General features: G+C 37.7%; 14 protein-coding genes. 2 read left to right on the top strand and 12 right to left on the bottom strand.

The window, feature by feature from the left end; all coding sequences use genetic code 11:
• Positions 1–264 precede the first annotated feature (264 nt).
• A complete protein-coding gene (adhE, locus tag WMO38_RS05615; RefSeq protein ID WP_349161846.1) occupies positions 265–2,898 on the top strand; it encodes a bifunctional acetaldehyde-CoA/alcohol dehydrogenase in 2,634 nt (877 codons plus the stop codon).
• Between the two features lie 16 nt (positions 2,899–2,914).
• On the top strand, positions 2,915–3,685 hold the full coding sequence (locus WMO38_RS05620; RefSeq protein ID WP_349161847.1) for a phosphotransferase: 771 nt from the start codon (positions 2,915–2,917) through the stop codon (positions 3,683–3,685).
• Positions 3,686–3,777: 92 nt separating this feature from the next.
• On the opposite strand, the gene WMO38_RS05625 is transcribed toward WMO38_RS05620, so the two are convergent.
• From WMO38_RS05625 to acpP, 12 genes are all read right to left on the bottom strand, one after another.
• Positions 3,778–4,152 (bottom strand): GntR family transcriptional regulator, encoded by a 375-nt coding sequence (locus WMO38_RS05625; protein WP_349161848.1) that lies wholly within the window; start codon positions 4,150–4,152, stop codon positions 3,778–3,780.
• Positions 4,153–4,332: 180 nt separating this feature from the next.
• A complete protein-coding gene (locus WMO38_RS05630) occupies positions 4,333–6,081 on the bottom strand; it encodes a carbohydrate-binding domain-containing protein (protein WP_349161849.1) in 1,749 nt (582 codons plus the stop codon).
• A gap of 223 nt (positions 6,082–6,304) precedes the next feature.
• A complete protein-coding gene (locus WMO38_RS05635) occupies positions 6,305–8,050 on the bottom strand; it encodes an ABC transporter ATP-binding protein (protein ID WP_349161850.1) in 1,746 nt (581 codons plus the stop codon).
• On the bottom strand, positions 8,040–9,773 hold the full coding sequence (locus WMO38_RS05640; protein ID WP_349161851.1) for an ABC transporter ATP-binding protein: 1,734 nt from the start codon (positions 9,771–9,773) through the stop codon (positions 8,040–8,042). The genes WMO38_RS05635 and WMO38_RS05640 overlap by 11 nt, the downstream gene beginning before the upstream one ends.
• A gap of 151 nt (positions 9,774–9,924) precedes the next feature.
• Complete coding sequence (locus WMO38_RS05645) at positions 9,925–10,464, bottom strand: histidine phosphatase family protein (protein WP_186836886.1); 540 nt, start codon at positions 10,462–10,464, stop codon at positions 9,925–9,927.
• A gap of 79 nt (positions 10,465–10,543) precedes the next feature.
• Positions 10,544–11,563, bottom strand: coding sequence for a tRNA dihydrouridine synthase (locus tag WMO38_RS05650; protein ID WP_349161852.1), 1,020 nt, complete (start codon positions 11,561–11,563; stop codon positions 10,544–10,546).
• Positions 11,560–12,882, bottom strand: a complete 1,323-nt coding sequence (locus tag WMO38_RS05655) for a hypothetical protein (protein ID WP_349161853.1) — start codon at positions 12,880–12,882, stop codon at positions 11,560–11,562. The genes WMO38_RS05650 and WMO38_RS05655 overlap by 4 nt, the downstream gene beginning before the upstream one ends.
• A gap of 131 nt (positions 12,883–13,013) precedes the next feature.
• A complete protein-coding gene (gene ilvA, locus WMO38_RS05660) occupies positions 13,014–14,231 on the bottom strand; it encodes a threonine ammonia-lyase (protein WP_021866764.1) in 1,218 nt (405 codons plus the stop codon).
• Between the two features lie 18 nt (positions 14,232–14,249).
• Positions 14,250–15,182 carry a signal recognition particle-docking protein FtsY gene (gene ftsY / locus WMO38_RS05665; RefSeq protein WP_021866765.1) on the bottom strand — a complete coding sequence of 311 codons (933 nt, stop codon included), beginning with the start codon at positions 15,180–15,182 and terminating at the stop codon, positions 14,250–14,252.
• 1 nt (position 15,183) lies between these two features.
• Complete coding sequence (gene smc, locus WMO38_RS05670; protein ID WP_349161854.1) at positions 15,184–18,759, bottom strand: chromosome segregation protein SMC; 3,576 nt, start codon at positions 18,757–18,759, stop codon at positions 15,184–15,186.
• Positions 18,760–19,479 (bottom strand): ribonuclease III, encoded by a 720-nt coding sequence (rnc, locus tag WMO38_RS05675; RefSeq protein WP_021866767.1) that lies wholly within the window; start codon positions 19,477–19,479, stop codon positions 18,760–18,762.
• A gap of 65 nt (positions 19,480–19,544) precedes the next feature.
• Positions 19,545–19,775, bottom strand: a complete 231-nt coding sequence (acpP, locus tag WMO38_RS05680) for an acyl carrier protein (protein WP_021866768.1) — start codon at positions 19,773–19,775, stop codon at positions 19,545–19,547.
• Positions 19,776–19,782 lie beyond the last annotated feature (7 nt).

Raw genomic sequence — 19,782 nt, forward strand, 5'->3', positions numbered from 1 at the left:
GTATCACGCAATGGAATTTTAAAAATTTTTTAAAAAAATATCAAGCAATGTTAATAATATGCATATTGACACAAAAAAAATATAGTGTTATATTAACTTTGTTAAAATAATAACAATCTTTTATGGCAGAAAATATTAGCTCTGCTGCAATTATGAGAAAAGGAACAATAACAAGGAGGATAAATCCTCTCCTCGCCATGAGGATATAGTGCATCAAAGATGCACATTAGGATTTTTGCTCCGCAAAAACAAGGAGGATTTTGTATGTCAGAAAAAATTATGTCGGGTACAGAAATTGTTGACACAGTAGACGCACTTGAAAAGAAAATCAATGAAGTGCGTAGAGCACAGCAGATTTTTTCAACTTACACACAGGAACAAGTTGATAAAATATTTACAGCGGCAGCTATTGCTGCAAACCAGGCCAGAATCCCACTTGCCAAAATGGCAGTTGAGGAAACAGGAATGGGAATTATAGAGGACAAAGTAATCAAAAACCATTATGCTTCTGAGTATATTTACAATGCTTATCGTGACACAAAGACATGTGGCGTCATCGAAGAGGACTCAGCTTATGGAACAAAAAAGATTGCTGAACCAATTGGTGTTGTAGCCGCAGTAATTCCTACGACCAACCCTACTTCCACTGCTATTTTCAAGTCTTTAATATGTTTAAAGACAAGAAATGCAATAATAATAAGCCCTCATCCAAGAGCTAAAAAATCAACAATTGCAGCTGCAAAAGTTGTTCTTGACGCTGCAGTAAAAGCTGGTGCTCCAAAGGGCATTATAGGTTGGATTGATATTCCGTCTCTCGAACTTACAGACACACTTATGAAAGAGGCTGATATAATTCTTGCAACAGGCGGTCCTGGAATGGTTAAAGCTGCATATTCATCAGGAAAACCCGCACTCGGTGTAGGTGCCGGCAACACTCCTGCCATTATTGACGAAACAGCCGATGTTGTTCTTGCAGTCAATTCAATCATCCACTCAAAAACATTTGACAATGGTATGATTTGTGCTTCTGAGCAGTCTGTTATTGTTGACAAAAAAGTTTACAAAGCCGTAAAAGATGAATTTATTGCAAGAGGCTGCCATTTTCTTACAAAGACCGAGCTTGACAAAGTCAGAAAAACTATCCTTATCAATGGCTCTCTCAACGCAAAGATTGTAGGTCAGAGTGCATATACCATTGCAAAACTCGCCGGAGTTGATGTATCACGTGAGACCAAAATTCTCATCGGAGAGGTTGCTTCTGTCGACTTGTCTGAAGAATTTGCACACGAAAAGCTTTCACCTGTTCTTGCAATGTACAAATCAGACGATTTCAACGATGCAATAGATAAAGCTTCACATCTTATCGCAGACGGCGGATACGGACACACTTCTTCTATTTATATTAATTCAGAAACAGAAAAAGAAAAACTTGATATATTTGAAGAAACTATGAAAACATGCCGTATTCTTATCAACACCCCTTCTTCTCAGGGCGGCATCGGTGACTTATACAATTTCAAGCTGACGCCTTCACTTACACTCGGCTGTGGCTCATGGGGCGGCAATTCAGTTTCCGAAAATGTCGGTGTCAAACACCTTCTTAATATTAAAACCGTTGCTGAAAGGAGAGAAAACATGTTGTGGTTCAGAGCACCTGAAAAAGTATATTTTAAAAAGGGCTGCCTTCCTGTTGCACTCAATGAATTAAAGACAGTTCTTGGCAAAAAGAAAGCATTCATAGTAACAGATCAGTTCCTCTACAAAAATGGCTACACAAAATGCATAACCGACAAACTTGATGAACTCGGTATTGTATACACAGTATTTTACGATGTTGCTCCTGACCCTACACTTGCATGTGCAAAGGAAGGTGCAAAAGCCATGAAGCTCTTTGAACCAGACTGCATAATCGCTGTAGGCGGCGGTTCAGCAATGGATGCCGGCAAGATAATGTGGGTTATGTATGAACATCCTGAAGTTGATTTCATGGATATGGCTATGCGTTTTATGGATATAAGAAAACGTATATACACATTCCCTAAAATGGGAGAAAAAGCTTACTTCATTGCCATTCCTACTTCATCAGGAACAGGTTCTGAAGTTACTCCTTTCGCTGTTATCACAGACGAAGAAAGCGGAATAAAATATCCTCTCGCTGATTATGAGCTTCTTCCAAAAATGGCAATTGTTGATGCTGATATGATGATGAACCAGCCAAAAGGTCTTACTTCTGCTTCTGGCATAGACGCACTCACTCATGCTCTCGAAGCATATGCATCTATTATGGCAACAGACTACACAGACGGTCTTGCTTTAAAAGCTATGAAAAATATATTTGAATATCTTCCTGCCGCATATGAAAATGGTCCGCACGACGCAAAAGCCCGTGAACAGATGGCTACAGCTTCAACCATGGCCGGAATGGCATTTGCAAATGCATTTCTTGGAGTATGCCACTCTATGGCTCACAAGCTCGGTGCATACCACCACCTTCCTCATGGTATTGCAAACGCACTCCTCATCACTGATATAATGAGATTCAATGCTGCAGAAGTTCCTGCTAAAATGGGAACATTTTCACAGTATCAATATCCTCACTGCAAAGAACGTTATGTAGAATGTGCAGATTTTCTTCATATCAAAGGAAAAAATGATGACGAAAAATTTGAAAATCTTATTGCAGCCATTGAAGAGTTGAAGGAAAAAGTCGGAATCAAAAAGACTATAAAAGATTATGGCGTTGATGAAAAAGAATTTTTACGCACTCTCGACGAAATGACAGAAATGGCATTTGATGACCAGTGTACAGGTGCAAACCCACGCTACCCTCTAATGAAAGAAATTAAGGCAATGTACCTCAAGGCATATTACGGAAAACCAGTCGAAATTGACGAATAAGAAAGGATGTGTTTATATGAAAAAATGCATTTCACAAAACAATTTAAAATCAGTTTATCTTGAAAATAATACCGCAATAAAAGTTTTTTCCAAAGATTATAACAAATCAGATGTTTTATATGAAGCATTAAATACTGCAAGAGTTGAAGATGCCGGAGTTAATATTCCAAAGCTTCTTTCTGTATCTGTAAACAATGGCCAATGGGAAATCACAAGTGAATATACGGACGGCATAACTCTTACACAGCTTATAAAAGAGCATCCCGAAAAAACTGCTGATTATATCAAAAAAATGGTTGAATATCAGGTTGATTTTCAAAAGAAATCTAACCCGCTTCTCTTAAAGCTTAAAGATAAATTAATAAGACAGATTAATGACATTGAAACTCTTGATAGTTCTGTAAAATACGAACTGCTCACAAGACTTAATACGATGCCAAAGCACACAAAATTGTGCCATGGTGATTTTTGTCCTGACAACATAATCGTAAATATTGATGATAATGCCGACATAACATCAATCACCGCTGTTGACTGGGTTCACGCAACGCAGGGCAATGCCAGTGCCGACATAGCCAACACTTATCTTCTGTTAAAGCTGCAATACTCTGACAGCAGCATCGATATCGCAGATATGTATATGACACAGTTCTGTGTTGCAACAGACACTAAAAAATCGTATGTAACAGGCTGGCTTCCTATTGTTGCCGCCGCAAGAATGGCAAAAAACAAACCTGATGAAAAAGAACTTCTCGAGCATTGGGTAAATGTGGTGGATTTCCAATAATACCGGCTATATTCACAACAAACTAATTAAATACAACAAGACATAAAAAGACGGCAGCTTTAACAACTAAACATCATTAAAGCTACCGTCTTTTAATTTTCATCAATAACAAGTGAAAAAATACCCTTTATATCTTCATCACTAATACCGTATCGTCTCGCCTTCTTTACAGCCATCTCAATATCAAGTTCAACTTCTTTTCTTTGCTCCTCTTCCTGTATTTCGGAATTGGACGCAGCAACATACGTTCCTTTACCGTGAACCGTCACAACAAAACCTTCGTTCTCAAGATAATCATAAGCTTTTTTAACTGTCAGTGCACTAATCTTTAATTCTTTTGAAAGAGAACGCACCGACGGAAGCATATCATTTTCTTCCAGCTTGCCAATACGTATAAGTGTTTTTATCTGGTCAACAATCTGTTCGTATATAGGAATCATCAATGTAGAATTTACTTTTATATTCATTTCATCACCTCGCAAACAGTATATAACAGTATATATCTGTATGTCAACTGTTATATTGTGTTGTGGTATCCCAAATTAAATACAAAGATGTATCTTATCAAAAAGCACAGCAAAAACAGGACAGGACACACTGTTATACTGTGTTCTGCCCTGTTATATATACTTTATTTTATTTATAGTTTATACCTGATTTACAGTTGAACTGCTGACACTATTTGAACGTCCGTTGCCCGAATTTCCGCCCGGCATTCCACCTTGCTGATTTCCACCCTGCTGGTTACTGCCTCCAGGCTGTCTTCCACGCTGTCCGCCTCCGAAACCGCCATTCTGACCACCGCCGAAGCCTCCACTGACTCCGTTTGTTGTAACATTGCTGTTCACCGTAATTGACTGTGTTGTGCTTCCCGCAGTTACCGTATATGTGCTTCCGCTCTTAATATCTGATGAATATACAATCGCAGACGCATAATTCTTTGTTGGTATATATGACATTATCACATTTCCTGATGAATCCGTAAGTGAAAATGCAGAATTTGCACTTACAGTGCCTAATGTTGTAACAATACAGCATCCGTTCTGTGCCGATGTCGGTGTTTCAAGCATTCCGCTTGAACCAAATGCCATAAGTACACCCCCGTTAATTGTAAATGCACCGTCAAAATCGAGTGCTGTATCGCCATCGCTTGTAGGGCCAAGAACCGTTACATTGCCTCCGTTCATCACAATATTACCGTTTGAATCAAGACCGTCACCGCCTGCATTTACAAATATATTTCCGCCGTTGATTGTAAGTAAAACACTGCTGTCTGAAGATGATGCCTGACCGCCGCCGAAGCCTCCATTCTGACCGCCGCCGAAGCCGCCTATTCCCATACCGGAAGATGACGAACCGTCAGCCGCATTAATGCCGTCATCGCTTGCCACTATTGAAATATCACCGTCGTTTAAAGTAATCTGTACACCTTCAAGACCTTCGCAACATTTCTTAATATCTATAGTGCCGCCGTCAACCTGAAGATTATCATCTGCATGAACACCGTCATCACCGCTGCTAATTGTAAGATTTCCACCCGAAATAAGAATATCTTCGTTGCAGTGAACACCGTCATTTGAAGCCGTTATATCAAATTCGCCGCCTGTTATTACGATATTTCCTTTTGAAGTATCCGTATCATACGTTGACTTCATTCCGTCGCTTCCCGATTTAATTGTGAATTTACCGTCTTTAATTCCGAGCAAATCTTTTCCGATTATTCCATCCTCATTGCTTGTTATATTAAAGGTTCCAGATACAACTTTCAAATCGTTCGTGCTCTTGATACCATTTCTGTATCCAGCATTGACATTAAGAGTTCCGCTTCCGTTAAATACAAGGTCTGCTTTTGAATAAACTGCCGAAGAAAAATCTTCGTCATCCACAGACTGGCGTGTTTTATCTGTAATTGTATTAGTTGTGCCGTCAGCGAGAGTTACAAGAACCTTTTTTGCTTCCTCAACAACAACAGGTGCCGTACTTGAACTGCTTATTGAAACACCGTTTAAAATCAATCTTACAGTTCCTTTCTCGCTGCAATTCACTTTTATGCTTCCGTCTGTTAATGTTCCGGAAATAATATAGCTTCCCGCAGATGTTATTGTAATATTTCCGTTTTCAACAGTAACACCGCTTCCTGAAACAGTTGCACCACTTCCTGAAAGATTTATCTTTGTACATTCTGATTCGTTATATGACGAATCTAAATCTTCGCTGTCAAATTCAAGCGACAGTGCATTCTCACCGCTTTGCGAAAGATTCCCGGCAGAAACCGTAGATACATTTGATGATGAATCATCTGCTGCCTTCTGCCACGGCATCGCACAGCCTGTTATTGTAAATATTGCTATTATTCCCGCTGCCATTGCAGCCGTAAGTTTTTTGTAATTAATCATATACACTCCTCATTTCTGTCATTATTCTAAGTCTGACAAACTGACCACTCATCTGTTATTTGTTTTATGAGTGTATAATAATATACAGAAATGTATCAAATGTGTAAAAAGCGTGTTAAATTTGTGAACCGAATTTTTTTGTCCGCAAAATTTAACACGCTTTATATCGTAATTTTATCGCTTAATCACTTCGCCGTCGAATCAGATAAACCCTATATATAACTCACACATTCGATTCAACAGGAATAATTCTACCTGTTTTTGCAGTAACCCTGTGCGAAATAGATATTACCGTTCTGTCTTTACATACATTATTCAATGCATTAAGAACTGCTTTTTCTGTTTCTGTATCAAGATTTGCCGTTATCTCGTCAAGCAGGAGAAGCTGTGGTTTTGCCACTGCCGCACGGGCTATTGATAAAAGCTGCCACTGTCCCTGTGAAAACAAATCCGGCGTACATATTGTATCATAGCCTTTTTCGAGGCTTGTTATCGCATCATCAAGCCCTGTTGTAATACAGATATTTTTTACATCTTCATCGGAAATACTGTCATCAAAAAGTGTAATCTGCTCTTTTACAGTGCCTGCAACCATATGAAATGTCTGTTCAACATAGGCAAACAGCTTTCTTTTATCCTTATCAGTAATTGTGTCGGCATGTATTCCGTTAATCAGTACTTCTCCTGACTGCGGTTTGTAAAGTCCCAAAAGAAGCTTAAATATTGTACTCTTTCCTGCACCTGTACGTCCTGAAAGAGTTACCTGCTCTCCGTGCATAACACTGATATTTATGTTATTAAGGATTTTTCTGTCCTCATCATAGCCAAAGGTCACATTGCGAAGCTCCACAAAAGGCTTATTTCCACCGGCTTCATACCTTACGCTTTGAACCTGTGGCTTACCTTCATCCTGCCACTGTGTATACTGTTTTTCAATTTCCTGTACAACATCGTGTTTTTCAACCTCTTCAAGTGCCATGAATTCATTAATTCTGTGTATACCGGCTATCGCTGACTGTATTGTCTGAATCTCCATACCGAGACTTTCAACCGGTGAGAATATCTGGGAAATGTAATTCATAACTGCAACCGCAGTACCTGCTGACATTCCGAAAAATGTGATGACTGCACTGTTACCAGATGACGAAAGCAACATTACAGCTGCAACAACAACAGCATTTAAAATAAGAATTACAGGCGAATATACTGCATCATAAAAATTTGTCTTTTCCATCGCATGATAACTGTCATTTATATATTCGTCATACTGCTTTTCCATATACTTTTCTTTGCCAAAGCAATGAATTGTTCTTATATTTTTTAATGTCTGCGGAACATGTCCTGACGCACGGCTTACAGCACGTCTGTTCATAATCTGGGCCGCAAGCATATTTTTCTGCACATGTCTTGTAAAAATAAACAAAAACGGCAGCAGGATTATAAATACAAGCGTAAGTCCTTTATTTTTAAACCATATTACAACAAGAATACTTATAATTTTACATGCATCGGCAAACATACTTATAATTCCCGATGTAAACAGATTTTCAATCATGTCAACATCACCTATAAAACGTGATACAAGCGAACCCGGCTCCAATCCATTTAATTCGTCGGCGGTAAGAGATGTGAATTTTTCCATTAGACGGCTTCTCATAGCATGTGTTATTTTCTGTCCAAAAACTGTAAGAAGTCCCTCTCTTGCCGATTCAGTAAGCCCTGTTAAAAAAAGCATTGCAAAATATGCAATCACCATACCAAGTCCCGGCATCTGTCCAGCTGTAAACATATCAATGATTTTTCCGAGAATAAGCGGCGGAATAAGTGAAAATATGACTGCCAGACATACGGCTGCAACAATTCCAAATGACAAAAGTTTATATTTTAAAATAGTTTCTGTTATTATTTTCTTTACATATTTTGGTTTTTTTCCTGAATTTGCGGTTTTTTCATTTTCATTATTTTTCACCAGTACCGCCTCCATTCTGTCCATTGTAAAGCAACGCATATTCACTGCACTTTTTAATAAGCTCATCATGGCTTCCGACCTCTGTTTTTCCGTCATTAAGCCATAGAACCTTATTCATTTGCGGAAACAGATAGAGTCTGTGTGAAATTATCATAACAATACTGTCTGATACCATCTCACCAAGATTTTTAAATATCTGCTTCTCTGTATCCTTATCCAGTGCCGAAAATGGGTCATCAAGAATAATAACCGGCTTTTTATGGCAGATGGTTCTTGCAAGTGCAAGACGCTGTGCCTGACCACCCGAAAGACGCACCCCACTGCTTCCAATAAGCGTATCAACGCCATTTTCCATAAGTGCAACTTCCTTATCAAGGCACACCATTTTAAGGTAATAATTGACATCTCCGTCATCGCCCATAAGAATATTATTCCTGACCGTATCGTCAAAAAGTTCACAATCATGACCAAGATATGCAACTATTCCGTTTTTCGTACTGTCAACACCTTTCATCTCTTCCCCGGAAAACTTGATGCTTCCACGGTAAGGATACTCACCCAGAAATACTTTTCCAAGTGTTGACTTACCACAGGCAACGGGACCGGTTATACCAATAATTTCACCCGGTGCCGCCGTAAATGAGACTCCGTCAAATATTACTTTGCCGTCAGGATATGAAAATCCCATATTGCTGACTTCAAGTTCTCCTGCATAATATGTTTTTCTGTCACCATCATCGTTTTTCATACGCATAAGCGGTTTGATACGTTTCCATGAAACCTGTGCTTTATGTACTGCATTAAAAAGTTTTGCTGCACTTGAAGACTTTACCGAAAGCTTTGTAAAGCACGATACAAATGTTGTAAATGTTGCTATGCTCCATGCACTCCAGCCTGTGCCGAGTACATTTCTGCCACCGAAATACAGTATAAATATTACGCCCGCCATTGATATGACTCTGTAAACAGATGTGAGCGACGTATTCCAAATATTAGCTTTTACTGCTGATTTTTCATAAGCTGTAAGACTTTCCTCATAAGCTTCGCGTCTCTGATGCTCTCGTCCAAACACCCTGTATGTTATGGCATTGGATGCAATATCAAGCGTCGCAGTGCTTAACACTCCTGACTGCTCTTTATATTTTGCACCGGAAGTCTGGATTATGAACTTCATCTTTTCTGCCATAATATAAGAGACAGGCGGGAATATCATACACAATAGTGCTAGTTTCCAGTCATAAAATAAAAGCATACATGCATATGCCAAAAGAGCAACTCCTGTATCGAATATTTCAGTTGTGAACTTTCTCATACCCTCAACACAGTCATCAACATCAAGAATCGCTTTTGTGAGAATCGTACCTGCACTCTCCTCATGCAGCTGTGGTCTGCTCTTATGTACAAGGCTTCCATATAATATCTCTTTCATTCTCTTATTTACATTATTTGCAAAACGCCTTACATAAAAACGCTTAATATATCTTGAAGACTGTACAGCCGCCGTTATCAGTATATAAAGCAGAACAAGTGTAAGCATATCGGCAAACTGCTTATTTCCGTTTAAAATGTCAATAAGACAACCAGTCATTTTACCTTCAAAAAGAGGTCCTGCCAAAAGTCCGATATTGTAAATCAGCCCAGAAACCGTAACAATAATAAGAACCAGCCATTCTTTCTTAAAATATGACAATATCCTGTCTGATTTAAAATTTTTTTCCGACATCAAATCACCTTCCCATTTCTAGCAGCCTACTATAGCCGGTATCGTATCTTTGCCCTATACAATAGCACAAAAGTAGTTGTATATACATCTGATTCAGATGATAGTACAACTACTTTTAAGTGTCAATTTTTCAACTCAAATTTTCAAAATCTCAGAACTCAAATTCTGTAATACTGCAATTGGCAACACCATAGGCGGCAAACTCATCATTAGTCATATCTTTAAAGTAAGAACAGACGATTCTTGCAATTCCGTTATGTGCAACAAGGATATATGTTTTGTCACTATCTGCCTTCAACTCATCAAGAAGATTGTATATTCTTTGTGCGAGCTGAAACATGGATTCACCGCTGCCAAATCTTTGTACAAATCCTTTTTTGGCTTCATAAAACTCATGTGAATTACGTGGTGATGTTCCTTCCCATACACCGAAATTCTGCTCGATAAGACGCATCTCTTCTCTTGCCGGTATTCCCGTTATATCTGAAATATGCTTTGCCGTATCTGCAGCTCTTAAAAGTGGTGAATACAAAATCATATCAGCTTTAATTTTCCTTGCGACGAAACTTTCGCCTGTCATTACAGCCTGTTCATGTCCTCTCTGGGTAAGCGGTATATCGGTCTGTCCGCATATTTTATCTGCCACATTCCACTCACTCTCACCATGACGCACAAAATAAATCTTACTCATATTTATCTCCCAAATTAACATTTGTGATATTATTTTACATAAACCGGCACTATATATCAATAACATATTGTATAACTTATCAGAATTTTTTTGAAAATAATATATAATCTTTCTCTGTAAGTTTTGCTACATTAAAAAATATATCAACCGCCGATTTGTAATCAGCTACTTTCTGTGATTTTTTTATTGCTTTTATTTCTTTTTTACAATCGTCAAATACATATGCCATATAACACCACATTTCCTTCATCCTGTGAATGGCATGCGTGTCGCCCGGCATTATGTGCAATCTCGCATCAAACACAAGGTCATGCAGCTCTTTCATGCGTTTTTTATCGCTAATAAGGTCACGGCTGAAATCTTCAGGATTTTCAGAAACAATCACATCTATAAGACCGGGGTCCGCAATAAGACCTCTTCCGAGCATAAATGTATCTGTCTGTGGAAATTTTTTCTTTATATCAAGGAAATTTTTTCTTGTAAATATATCTCCGTTAAAAACCACTTTACTTCTACTGTTTTTTACTGCATAATCATACGCTTCAAGATTAAGGTCATTTTTATAAAAATCTGTACGCAGTCTCGGATGCACTATAAGTTCCTCAAGCGGATATTTATTATAAATATCAATTATCTCCGGAAATGCTGTATCTGTCTCTACACCAACCCTCGTTTTTACTGAAACCTTGATATTTTCCCTTATAAAATCATCTTCAAACACTGCGTCAAGAAATTTATCAAGAAGCTTCGGCTCGTTTAACATTCCAGAACCTTTGTTTTTTGAAACAACTGTGCCTGAAGGACAGCCTGCATTTAAGTTTATCTCATTATAACCGTACTCATCATAAAGCATCCTGGCAGTCCAGATAAAATCTTTTGCATCATTTGTCATAACCTGAACAACTGTATTAATTCCATTATTATGCTCTCTGTCTATGTCACGTATTTCTCTTGCAAGAAATTTTTCGGACTTATTCGGTGAAATAAAAGGTGTGAAATATTTTGCAATTTTCCCTTTTCCAAATATTTTTTCATATGCATTTCTGAATGTAAAGTCCGTCAGACCTTCCATCGGTGCCATATAGATAGTATTTTTCATCTTCTTCTGTGTCTCCTGCGTCTTTTTCTTTGATTTCTCACCTGAATATATCTTACTATAAGAAGAATCATTACAACAGTCAGCAAAATAACAACAAGTACAGGTATAACATGGTTATCCTTCTTTTTAGTAACACCAAACGAATCATCTGACATGTTCATATCATTGTCAGGCGATGTAACTTCCTCGGAATCATCTTTATATTCTTTATATATTGTGTATTTGTCATTGTATGTATACCCACAGCCCTGACATGTATGTGTTGTAAAGCCAAAATCTGTGACAGTTGGTTCTGTTACTGTATCATTGTATACAGGATTATCACATTTTTCCGGAAGTAACGTAACAGAATAATCAAATGTTTCGTTGGCATCAAAATCATATTTAAATCCCGAATACGCATATGTCCAGTTCATGACTTCTCCCATATTTGCCTTACAATATGCTCGTCTGTCTGTATTATCCTCATAAAATGTAATCTGTCCATAAACTTCATTGTTAAGGACTTCACCGGCATATGTAAGAGATAAATCATATGGATATACCATATACATTCCAACAAGCCCACCATCATGGACGTAACCATGGTCTGAATCATAACCGTCGATATTTATTTTACAATTTCTAATATTAAGGAAACCTGCCGCATATGCTCCACCCATAAACTGTTCGTCTTTTACCTGTTTATCCGTATCAATGCACACAAGTGTCACATCAGTTGAAACATTGTCAAGATTACCGCTTCCAAAACCTGCGATTCCGCCTGTTCCCCACATTTTTGCCGAATCTGTAAGACTTACATAAGAATCGCTTATGATACAATCTGATATATTGCTGTTATTACAAAGTCCTGCCATTGGAGCTGCAAAGCAATGATTATTTGTAGCAAATTCAATTCTTGTGCCTTTGATATTAAGACCGCTCACATCAGCATTAGAAAGTATTCCAAACAATCCCGCACCATATGTATCATATTCTTTTCTGTTTCCGTCGTATGTTTTCATTGTGCGTCTGTTTGTTTTTGTCACAGAAAGGTTAAGTATTGTATAACCATTGCCGTCAAATTTTCCCGAAAAGTCCCACGGTGTCCAGTCTATGCCTGTCATGTCAATATCTGCCATAAGTCTGTAACTTCCAGTTTGATTTTCTGATGCTTTCACAAGCTCGGCCGCTGTATGGATTTCTGTAATATCTCCTGTATTTTCTGCTGTTTCTGCTTTAACAGATGTATCCGGCACTATCTGCACAATACACAAAATAACAAGAATCACAGCTGCAATATAATTCAAAAAATTAAAATTCTTATAATTATTTTTCATATAACTATTCTCCACATAAACATTTATAAATGTGATTATTACACCAAAAGACACATCACAACAATTTTATTATGTCATGATGTGTCTTTTCTGCCGTATAAGATTTTTTATCACGGACTTTATGTATTATCTTAAATATTAACCTTAACTATACGTGGACGGAGTCCTGCTTCATCAAGTTTTTTAACAATTTCTTCCTTGTGTTCGTGACCAAATGCTTCTATTGTTATTCTAAGTTCAACAGTTGCCTTTCTGTTAATGCTTACAAACTGGTTGTGCTCAAGTTTGATTACATTTCCGCTTGCCTCCGCAATAATTGAAGCGACACGTACAAGTTCACCCGGCTTATCAGGAAGAAGAACAGATACAGTGAAGATTCTGCTTCTCTGGACAAGACCCTGCTGTACTACGGATGACATTGTGATAACATCCATATTGCCGCCTGAAAGAATAGATACAATCTTCTTATCCTTTACATTCATCTGCTTTAATGCTGCTACTGTAAGAAGACCTGAATTTTCTACTATCATCTTGTGATTTTCTACCATATCAAGGAAAGCAACGATTAAATCTTCATCCGGAACAGTAATTATGCTGTCAAGATTCTTCTGAAGGTATGGAAAAAGCTTGCTTCCCGGTGTCTTTACGGCAGTACCGTCAGCGATTGTATTTACTGTAGGAAGTGTAATAACTTTACCTTCTTTTAATGATTCCTGAAGACAGTTGGCTCCCGCAGGCTCTACACCGATTACCTTGATATTCGGATTAAGAAGCTTTGCAAGTGTTGAAACACCTGTTGCAAGTCCGCCGCCACCGATTGGAACAAGGATATAATCAACTGTAGGAAGCTCTTTTATAATCTCCATTGCGATTGAACCCTGACCTGTTGCAACATCTAAGTCATCAAAAGGATGAACGAATGTAAGCCCCTGCTCTTTTGCAAGTTTCATTGCATATTCACATGCTTCATCATATACATTTCCGTATAAAACAACCTTTGCACCATAACCTTTAGTACGATTTACTTTGATAAGAGGTGTTGTCGTAGGCATTACTACTGTTGCAGGAACACCATACTTTGATGCTGCATATGCAACACCCTGTGCATGATTACCGGCAGAAGCTGTAATAAGTCCTTTTTTTCTTGCGTCTTCTGACATTGTGCTGATTTTGTAATATGCACCTCTTACTTTATATGCACCTGTATACTGCATGTTTTCCGGCTTTAAATATACCTTATTTCCTGACTGGTTGCTGAAATATTCGCTGTATACAAGATTTGTTGCAAGTGTGACCTCTTTAACTTTTTCAGCGGCTTCTTCAAATTTTTTAAGTGATAATTCTTCCATGGTTTCTCCTTTTAAGCTTTACTGCTCATCATTATTTTCATTTACATCAAAAAGTGCATTTACAAACACATCTGAATCAAATTTCTGTAAGTCCTCAACCTGCTCTCCAACACCGATATATTTGACAGGTATTCCCATCTCTGCCTGAATTGCTACAGCGATACCGCCCTTTGCAGTACCATCCATCTTAGTGAGAATTATACCGGTAATATTAGTTACTTCGCTAAATTCCTTTAACTGTGAAAGTGCATTCTGACCTGTAGTTGCATCAAGCACGATAAGATTTTCACGGTACGCTTCCGGATATGAACGCTCAATAACCCTGTCAATCTTTTTAAGCTCTTCCATAAGGTTTTTCTTATTGTGAAGTCTTCCTGCCGTATCGCATAACAATACATCTGCATTACGGGCTTTTGCAGCAGCTACGGCATCAAAAATCACGGCAGCCGGATCTGAACCTTCACTCTGTGCTATTATATCAGTTCCTGTTCGTTTTGACCACTCCGTAAGCTGTTCAATTGCAGCAGCCCTGAATGTATCTGCGGCAGCCATAATAACTTTTTTATTCTGTGCCTTTAATAAACCGGCAAGTTTGCCTACAGAAGTAGTTTTTCCGACACCATTTACGCCAATAAGCATTACTATAGACTGCTTATTTTCAAAATCGTAGGCATTTTCGCCAAGATTCATCTTTTCTTTGATTGTTTCAATGAGAAGATGCTTACATTCCTCAGGCTGTTTTATTTTATTTTCTTTAACTTTTTCCTTTAAATCTTCGATAATCTCTTCTGTTGCACGAACGCCGATATCACCCATTATAAGTGTCTCTTCAAGTTCGTCATAAAAATCATCATCAATCTTTGAAAATCCCGAAAACACCGAATCAATACCTGAGACAATATTGTTTCTTGTCTTTGTTAATCCTTCTTTTAATTTACTGAATAATCCCATACTACTCCTTCTTATTATCTTTGTCCAAATCATTTGCAATTAAATCTACTGATACAAGTGTAGATACACCCTTTTCCTGCATCGTTATACCATAAAGCCTATCCGCTGCCGACATTGTACCACGTCTATGTGTAATTACAATAAACTGCGTATGCTTTGTAAGCTTATGAAGATAATTAGCAAATCTTCCTACATTTGAATCATCAAGTGCGGCTTCAATCTCATCAAGAAGACAGAATGGCGACGGTTTAAGATTCTGAATTGCAAATAAAAGTGCTATAGCCGTTAGTGCTTTTTCTCCACCTGAAAGCTGCATCATATTCTGCAGTTTCTTTCCGGGCGGCTGTGAAATAATAACAATTCCTGCTTCAAGAATATCATCACCTTCAACAAGTTCAATCGTTCCACGTCCGCCTCCGAAAAGTTCTTTAAATACTTTATCGAATTCTTTTTTAATTTCCTCAAACTTCTGTGCGAACTGGACACGCATGCCATTGTCAAGTTCTTCAATCACCTGTGTAAGCGAACTTTCCGCTTCAATGAGGTCATCATGCTGGCCCTTTAAGAAAATATATCGCTCATTTACTTCTTTGTATTCCTCAATCGCATTAACATTTACATCACCCAGATTTTTAATGGCAGTTTTAAGAGAATGTATTTCTTTCTTTAATGATGAAAGATTGTCAAATTCAGGATTTTTAAGTTCCAATGCATAACTATAAGTAAGCTCGTACTCACTCCACATATAATCTGTAATTGAATCACTGCTCTCCTCAAGTTTTTCTTTACCAGAATTAAGACGGTAAACTTCCTTGTCAAGATCAGTTATATGTTCGTTAAGCTTTTCACGTTTTTCAAAGAACACTTTATGGCTTGAATTCATTGCGTCACGCTGTGTTTTAAGCTTGGTAATTTCAAGACTGCATTCTGAAATCTTTTTTGCTGCATTTTTAATTAAAATATTAACATCTTCTATCTCTGCCTGCTTTGACTTGACATCTCCAGCTGTAAGTTCCTGTTTCTGCTTTATTTCTTCTTTTTCCTGATTAAGACGGCTTATTTCACTCTCAAGACGTGACTTATTTTCATCTATAAAGCTTTCTTTTTGCAAAAGCGAAGAATATTCTATCTTAACATGCTCTGAATCAGTAAGATGTTTTGCCTCTTCCTGTTTTTTGCTCTCAAGAAGTGATGTAAGCTCATCAATTTCTTTCTGTGAACTTTCTGTAGAACTGTTTAAGTTCTCAAGATTACCGCTCACAAGGCTTTGCTGCTGTAATACAGATTCTATCTCTTTTCCTATCTCAGCAACCTGAATCTGCGAATCTTTGTATGAATCAATAATCTCTGATTTCTTTGAAAGTGCCTGTTTGAGATTTAACTGGACTGTATTTTTATTAAGCTGCGCTTCTCGCATCTGCTTATTAAGCACATCAAGTTCTTCTCTTATTGATGCAACAAGCTTTCTTAACTCAGCTATCTCATTTTTTGTATCATTAAACTGCTTATTGACATTTGTAGTATTAACTTTTAACTCTTCAATCTCACGGCGTCGTCCGAGAAGATTTCCCGCATTCTTAAATGCACCACCGGTCATTGAACCACCCGGATTTAACTGTTCGCCTTCAAGCGTAACAATTCTTAAAGAATGTTTGTATTTTCTTGCAATAGCTAGTGCATTATCAATATTATCAACAACAAGAATTCTTCCAAGAAGGTACTTTGCCAGATTTTCATACTCAAACGAAATTCTTACAAGGCTGCTCGCAACACCTATAACACCTTTTTCATTCATGCACGGCTCTTTTTCTATTGTATTTCTTCCCGATATTGACGATAAAGGAAGAAATGTTGCCCGTCCAAATTTATTTTCTTTAAGATATGCAATAAGGTTTTTTGCTGTATTTTCATTATCAGTTACAATATTCTGGATTGTTCCGCCAAGAGCCGTCTCAATCGCAGTCTCATATTTCTTTTCGACTTTGATTATATCCGCAATAACACCGATTATTCCCTCATTTTCAGATTTCAGTTCCATAATCTTTCTTATGCTGTTACCGTAACCGTCGTATTTTTCTGTGATTGCTATTAACGACTCAAGTCTTGATTTTTCACGGTGATACTGCTGTGAAAGTTTGTCTGCCGCACTGTTTAAATCAGCAATTTTCTGCTTGTTATCAGCAACAGCAGCATTTTTATGTTCTATTGATAATGTATATTCAGCAATAGTATTTTCTGTTTCTTTAAGCTTATTCTCCAAAGAAGAAATCACTGAATCCTGTGCATTTTCCTGACTTTTGCCCTGGATTATCCTGCTGCTTAACTCTGCTTTTTTAATATTAAGCTGTTCGAGCATTGTCTTGAAACGCTGGTTATCGGCATTTATATTAGATTTTTCATTTAAAATATCATAGATTTTATTCTGGTTTGCATCAATCTTAGATGAAATATCTTCTATCTGTGCTGTTATTTCTTCATGCTTTCTGTCATTTTCAGCCTGCTTTTCTTCAAACTCAGACAAACTGTCTTTCAGTGTGTCTTTCTGATTTATTACATCTTCAAGTGACTTGTTTTTTTGCTCTATATCTTTGTCTATATCAGCAATTCGCTCTGAAAAATGTCTGTTTCCGGCTTCAATCGTTTTTATCTGTTCAGCAAATACATTTATCTGACCTTCAAGACGCTGTTTTTCAACTTCTGTATCTGAAAGTTCTGTATTTATTGATTCTATCCTGCCATTAACTTCTGAAAGCTTTGATTCAATTGAATCATATTCTGCTCTTGTGCTCTCATACTCAGCATTTGCCTGCAAAAGTTCATTTTCAGCAATACTTATCTTTTCATTGACCGCTGTCAAATCTTCGCGGATTTTATCGCTTTCCAGAAGAAATGCATTGACATCTCTTGTCTTTAAATCTTCTTTTAACCTGAGGTATTCCCTCGCTTTTTCTGACTGCTTCTCTAATGGACCTACCTGCTTTTCAAGTTCTGACAAAATGTCGTTCACACGGACAAGATTATCCCGTTCGTGTTCGAGTTTTTTTATCGCTGCAGCTTTTCTTCTCTTAAACTTTACAATTCCTGCAGCCTCATCAAAGAGTTCTCTTCTCTCCTCAGGCTTACCACTTAATATTTTATCAATCTGACCCTGACCGATAATAGAATATCCTTCTTTACCGATACCTGTATCATAGAAAAGCTCTGTAATATCTTTCAGACGGCACGCATGTCCGTTCATCTGGTATTCGCTCTCACCAGAACGGAATACTTTACGTGTAACTGTTACTTCATCATAATCGACAGCAAGTGCATGATCTGAATTATCTAGTGTTATTGAAACATAAGCATATCCTACAGGCTTTCTCGCTTCTGTTCCGGCAAATATGACATCTTCCATCTTTGCACCTCGAAGCTGCTTCGCACTCTGTTCACCGAGAACCCATCTTACAGCATCAGCAACATTACTCTTTCCTGAACCATTCGGTCCAACAATGCCTGTAATACCATTGTGGAAGTCAAAAACTATTTTGTTGGCAAATGACTTAAAGCCCTGGACTTCTATACTTTTTAAATACATCTATCTTTTTCCCTTCGGGTTAATATCAACACCCTGCTCTTTAAGCAGAATAAGTGCATTATATGCCGCTTTCTGCTGTGCGGCCTTTTTTGTGTGTCCCTCTGCTTTTACATTAAATAAATCTCCTGCACTTGCACACACTTCAAATATTTTATCGTGTTCAGGTCCTTTTTCGCCTATCATTTCATACTTTACTTCAATTCCGTTAGCCTGAACTACCTCCTGTAAGATAGTTTTGCTATCATAAAAGAGTTTTTTATTATCAAGATCATTTAATATGAACTTCGTGATAAATTCTTTTGCACTAGCAAAACCACCGTCAAGATAAATCGCACCAATTACAGCCTCACATGCATCTGAAACTATTGAATCACGCTTGCGTCCTCCGGTAAGTTCCTCACCTTTTCCAAGCATTATAAACTCATCTAATCCGAATGCCCTCGCACAGAGTGCAAGTGTAGGCTCACATACTATACTTGCTCTGAGTCTTGTCATAGAGCCTTCATTCATCTCGGAATGGTTTTTATATATGTAATCGCTTGAGGTAAGCTCAAGAACCGCATCTCCAAGAAATTCAAGTCTCTCGTTATCGTTTACTTTTCTCATCTTGACTTCATTAGCAAATGAACTGTGTGTAAGTGCTGTTTTCAAATACTTTTCATCATTAAAATGATAACCAATTCTGTTCTGGAATTCTTTTAAATCAGAGTTGTTTTTCACATTAATCTCCATTCTGCCTTTGTGGCTAAAAAAATCGGGCTGTCATATAAGACAGCCCGTTCACATTATTTAACTGCTGACTTAATCTCGTTTACTGCATCTGCAACAGTAACAATCTTCTCTGTTGCTTCATCAGGAATCTTAATGTCAAACTCATCTTCAATTCCCATTACTATCTGCAATACATCAAGTGAATCTGCATTAAGGTCATCAACAAATGCTGACTCCATTGTAATCTTCTCAGGTTCGATGTTTAATACATCCGCAATAATTTTCTGAATCTTCTCAAATTCCATGATAAAC

Source organism: Lachnospira hominis (ex Hitch et al. 2025), from assembly GCF_040096395.1.
Classification (GTDB): Bacteria; Bacillota; Clostridia; order Lachnospirales; family Lachnospiraceae; genus Lachnospira; species Lachnospira hominis.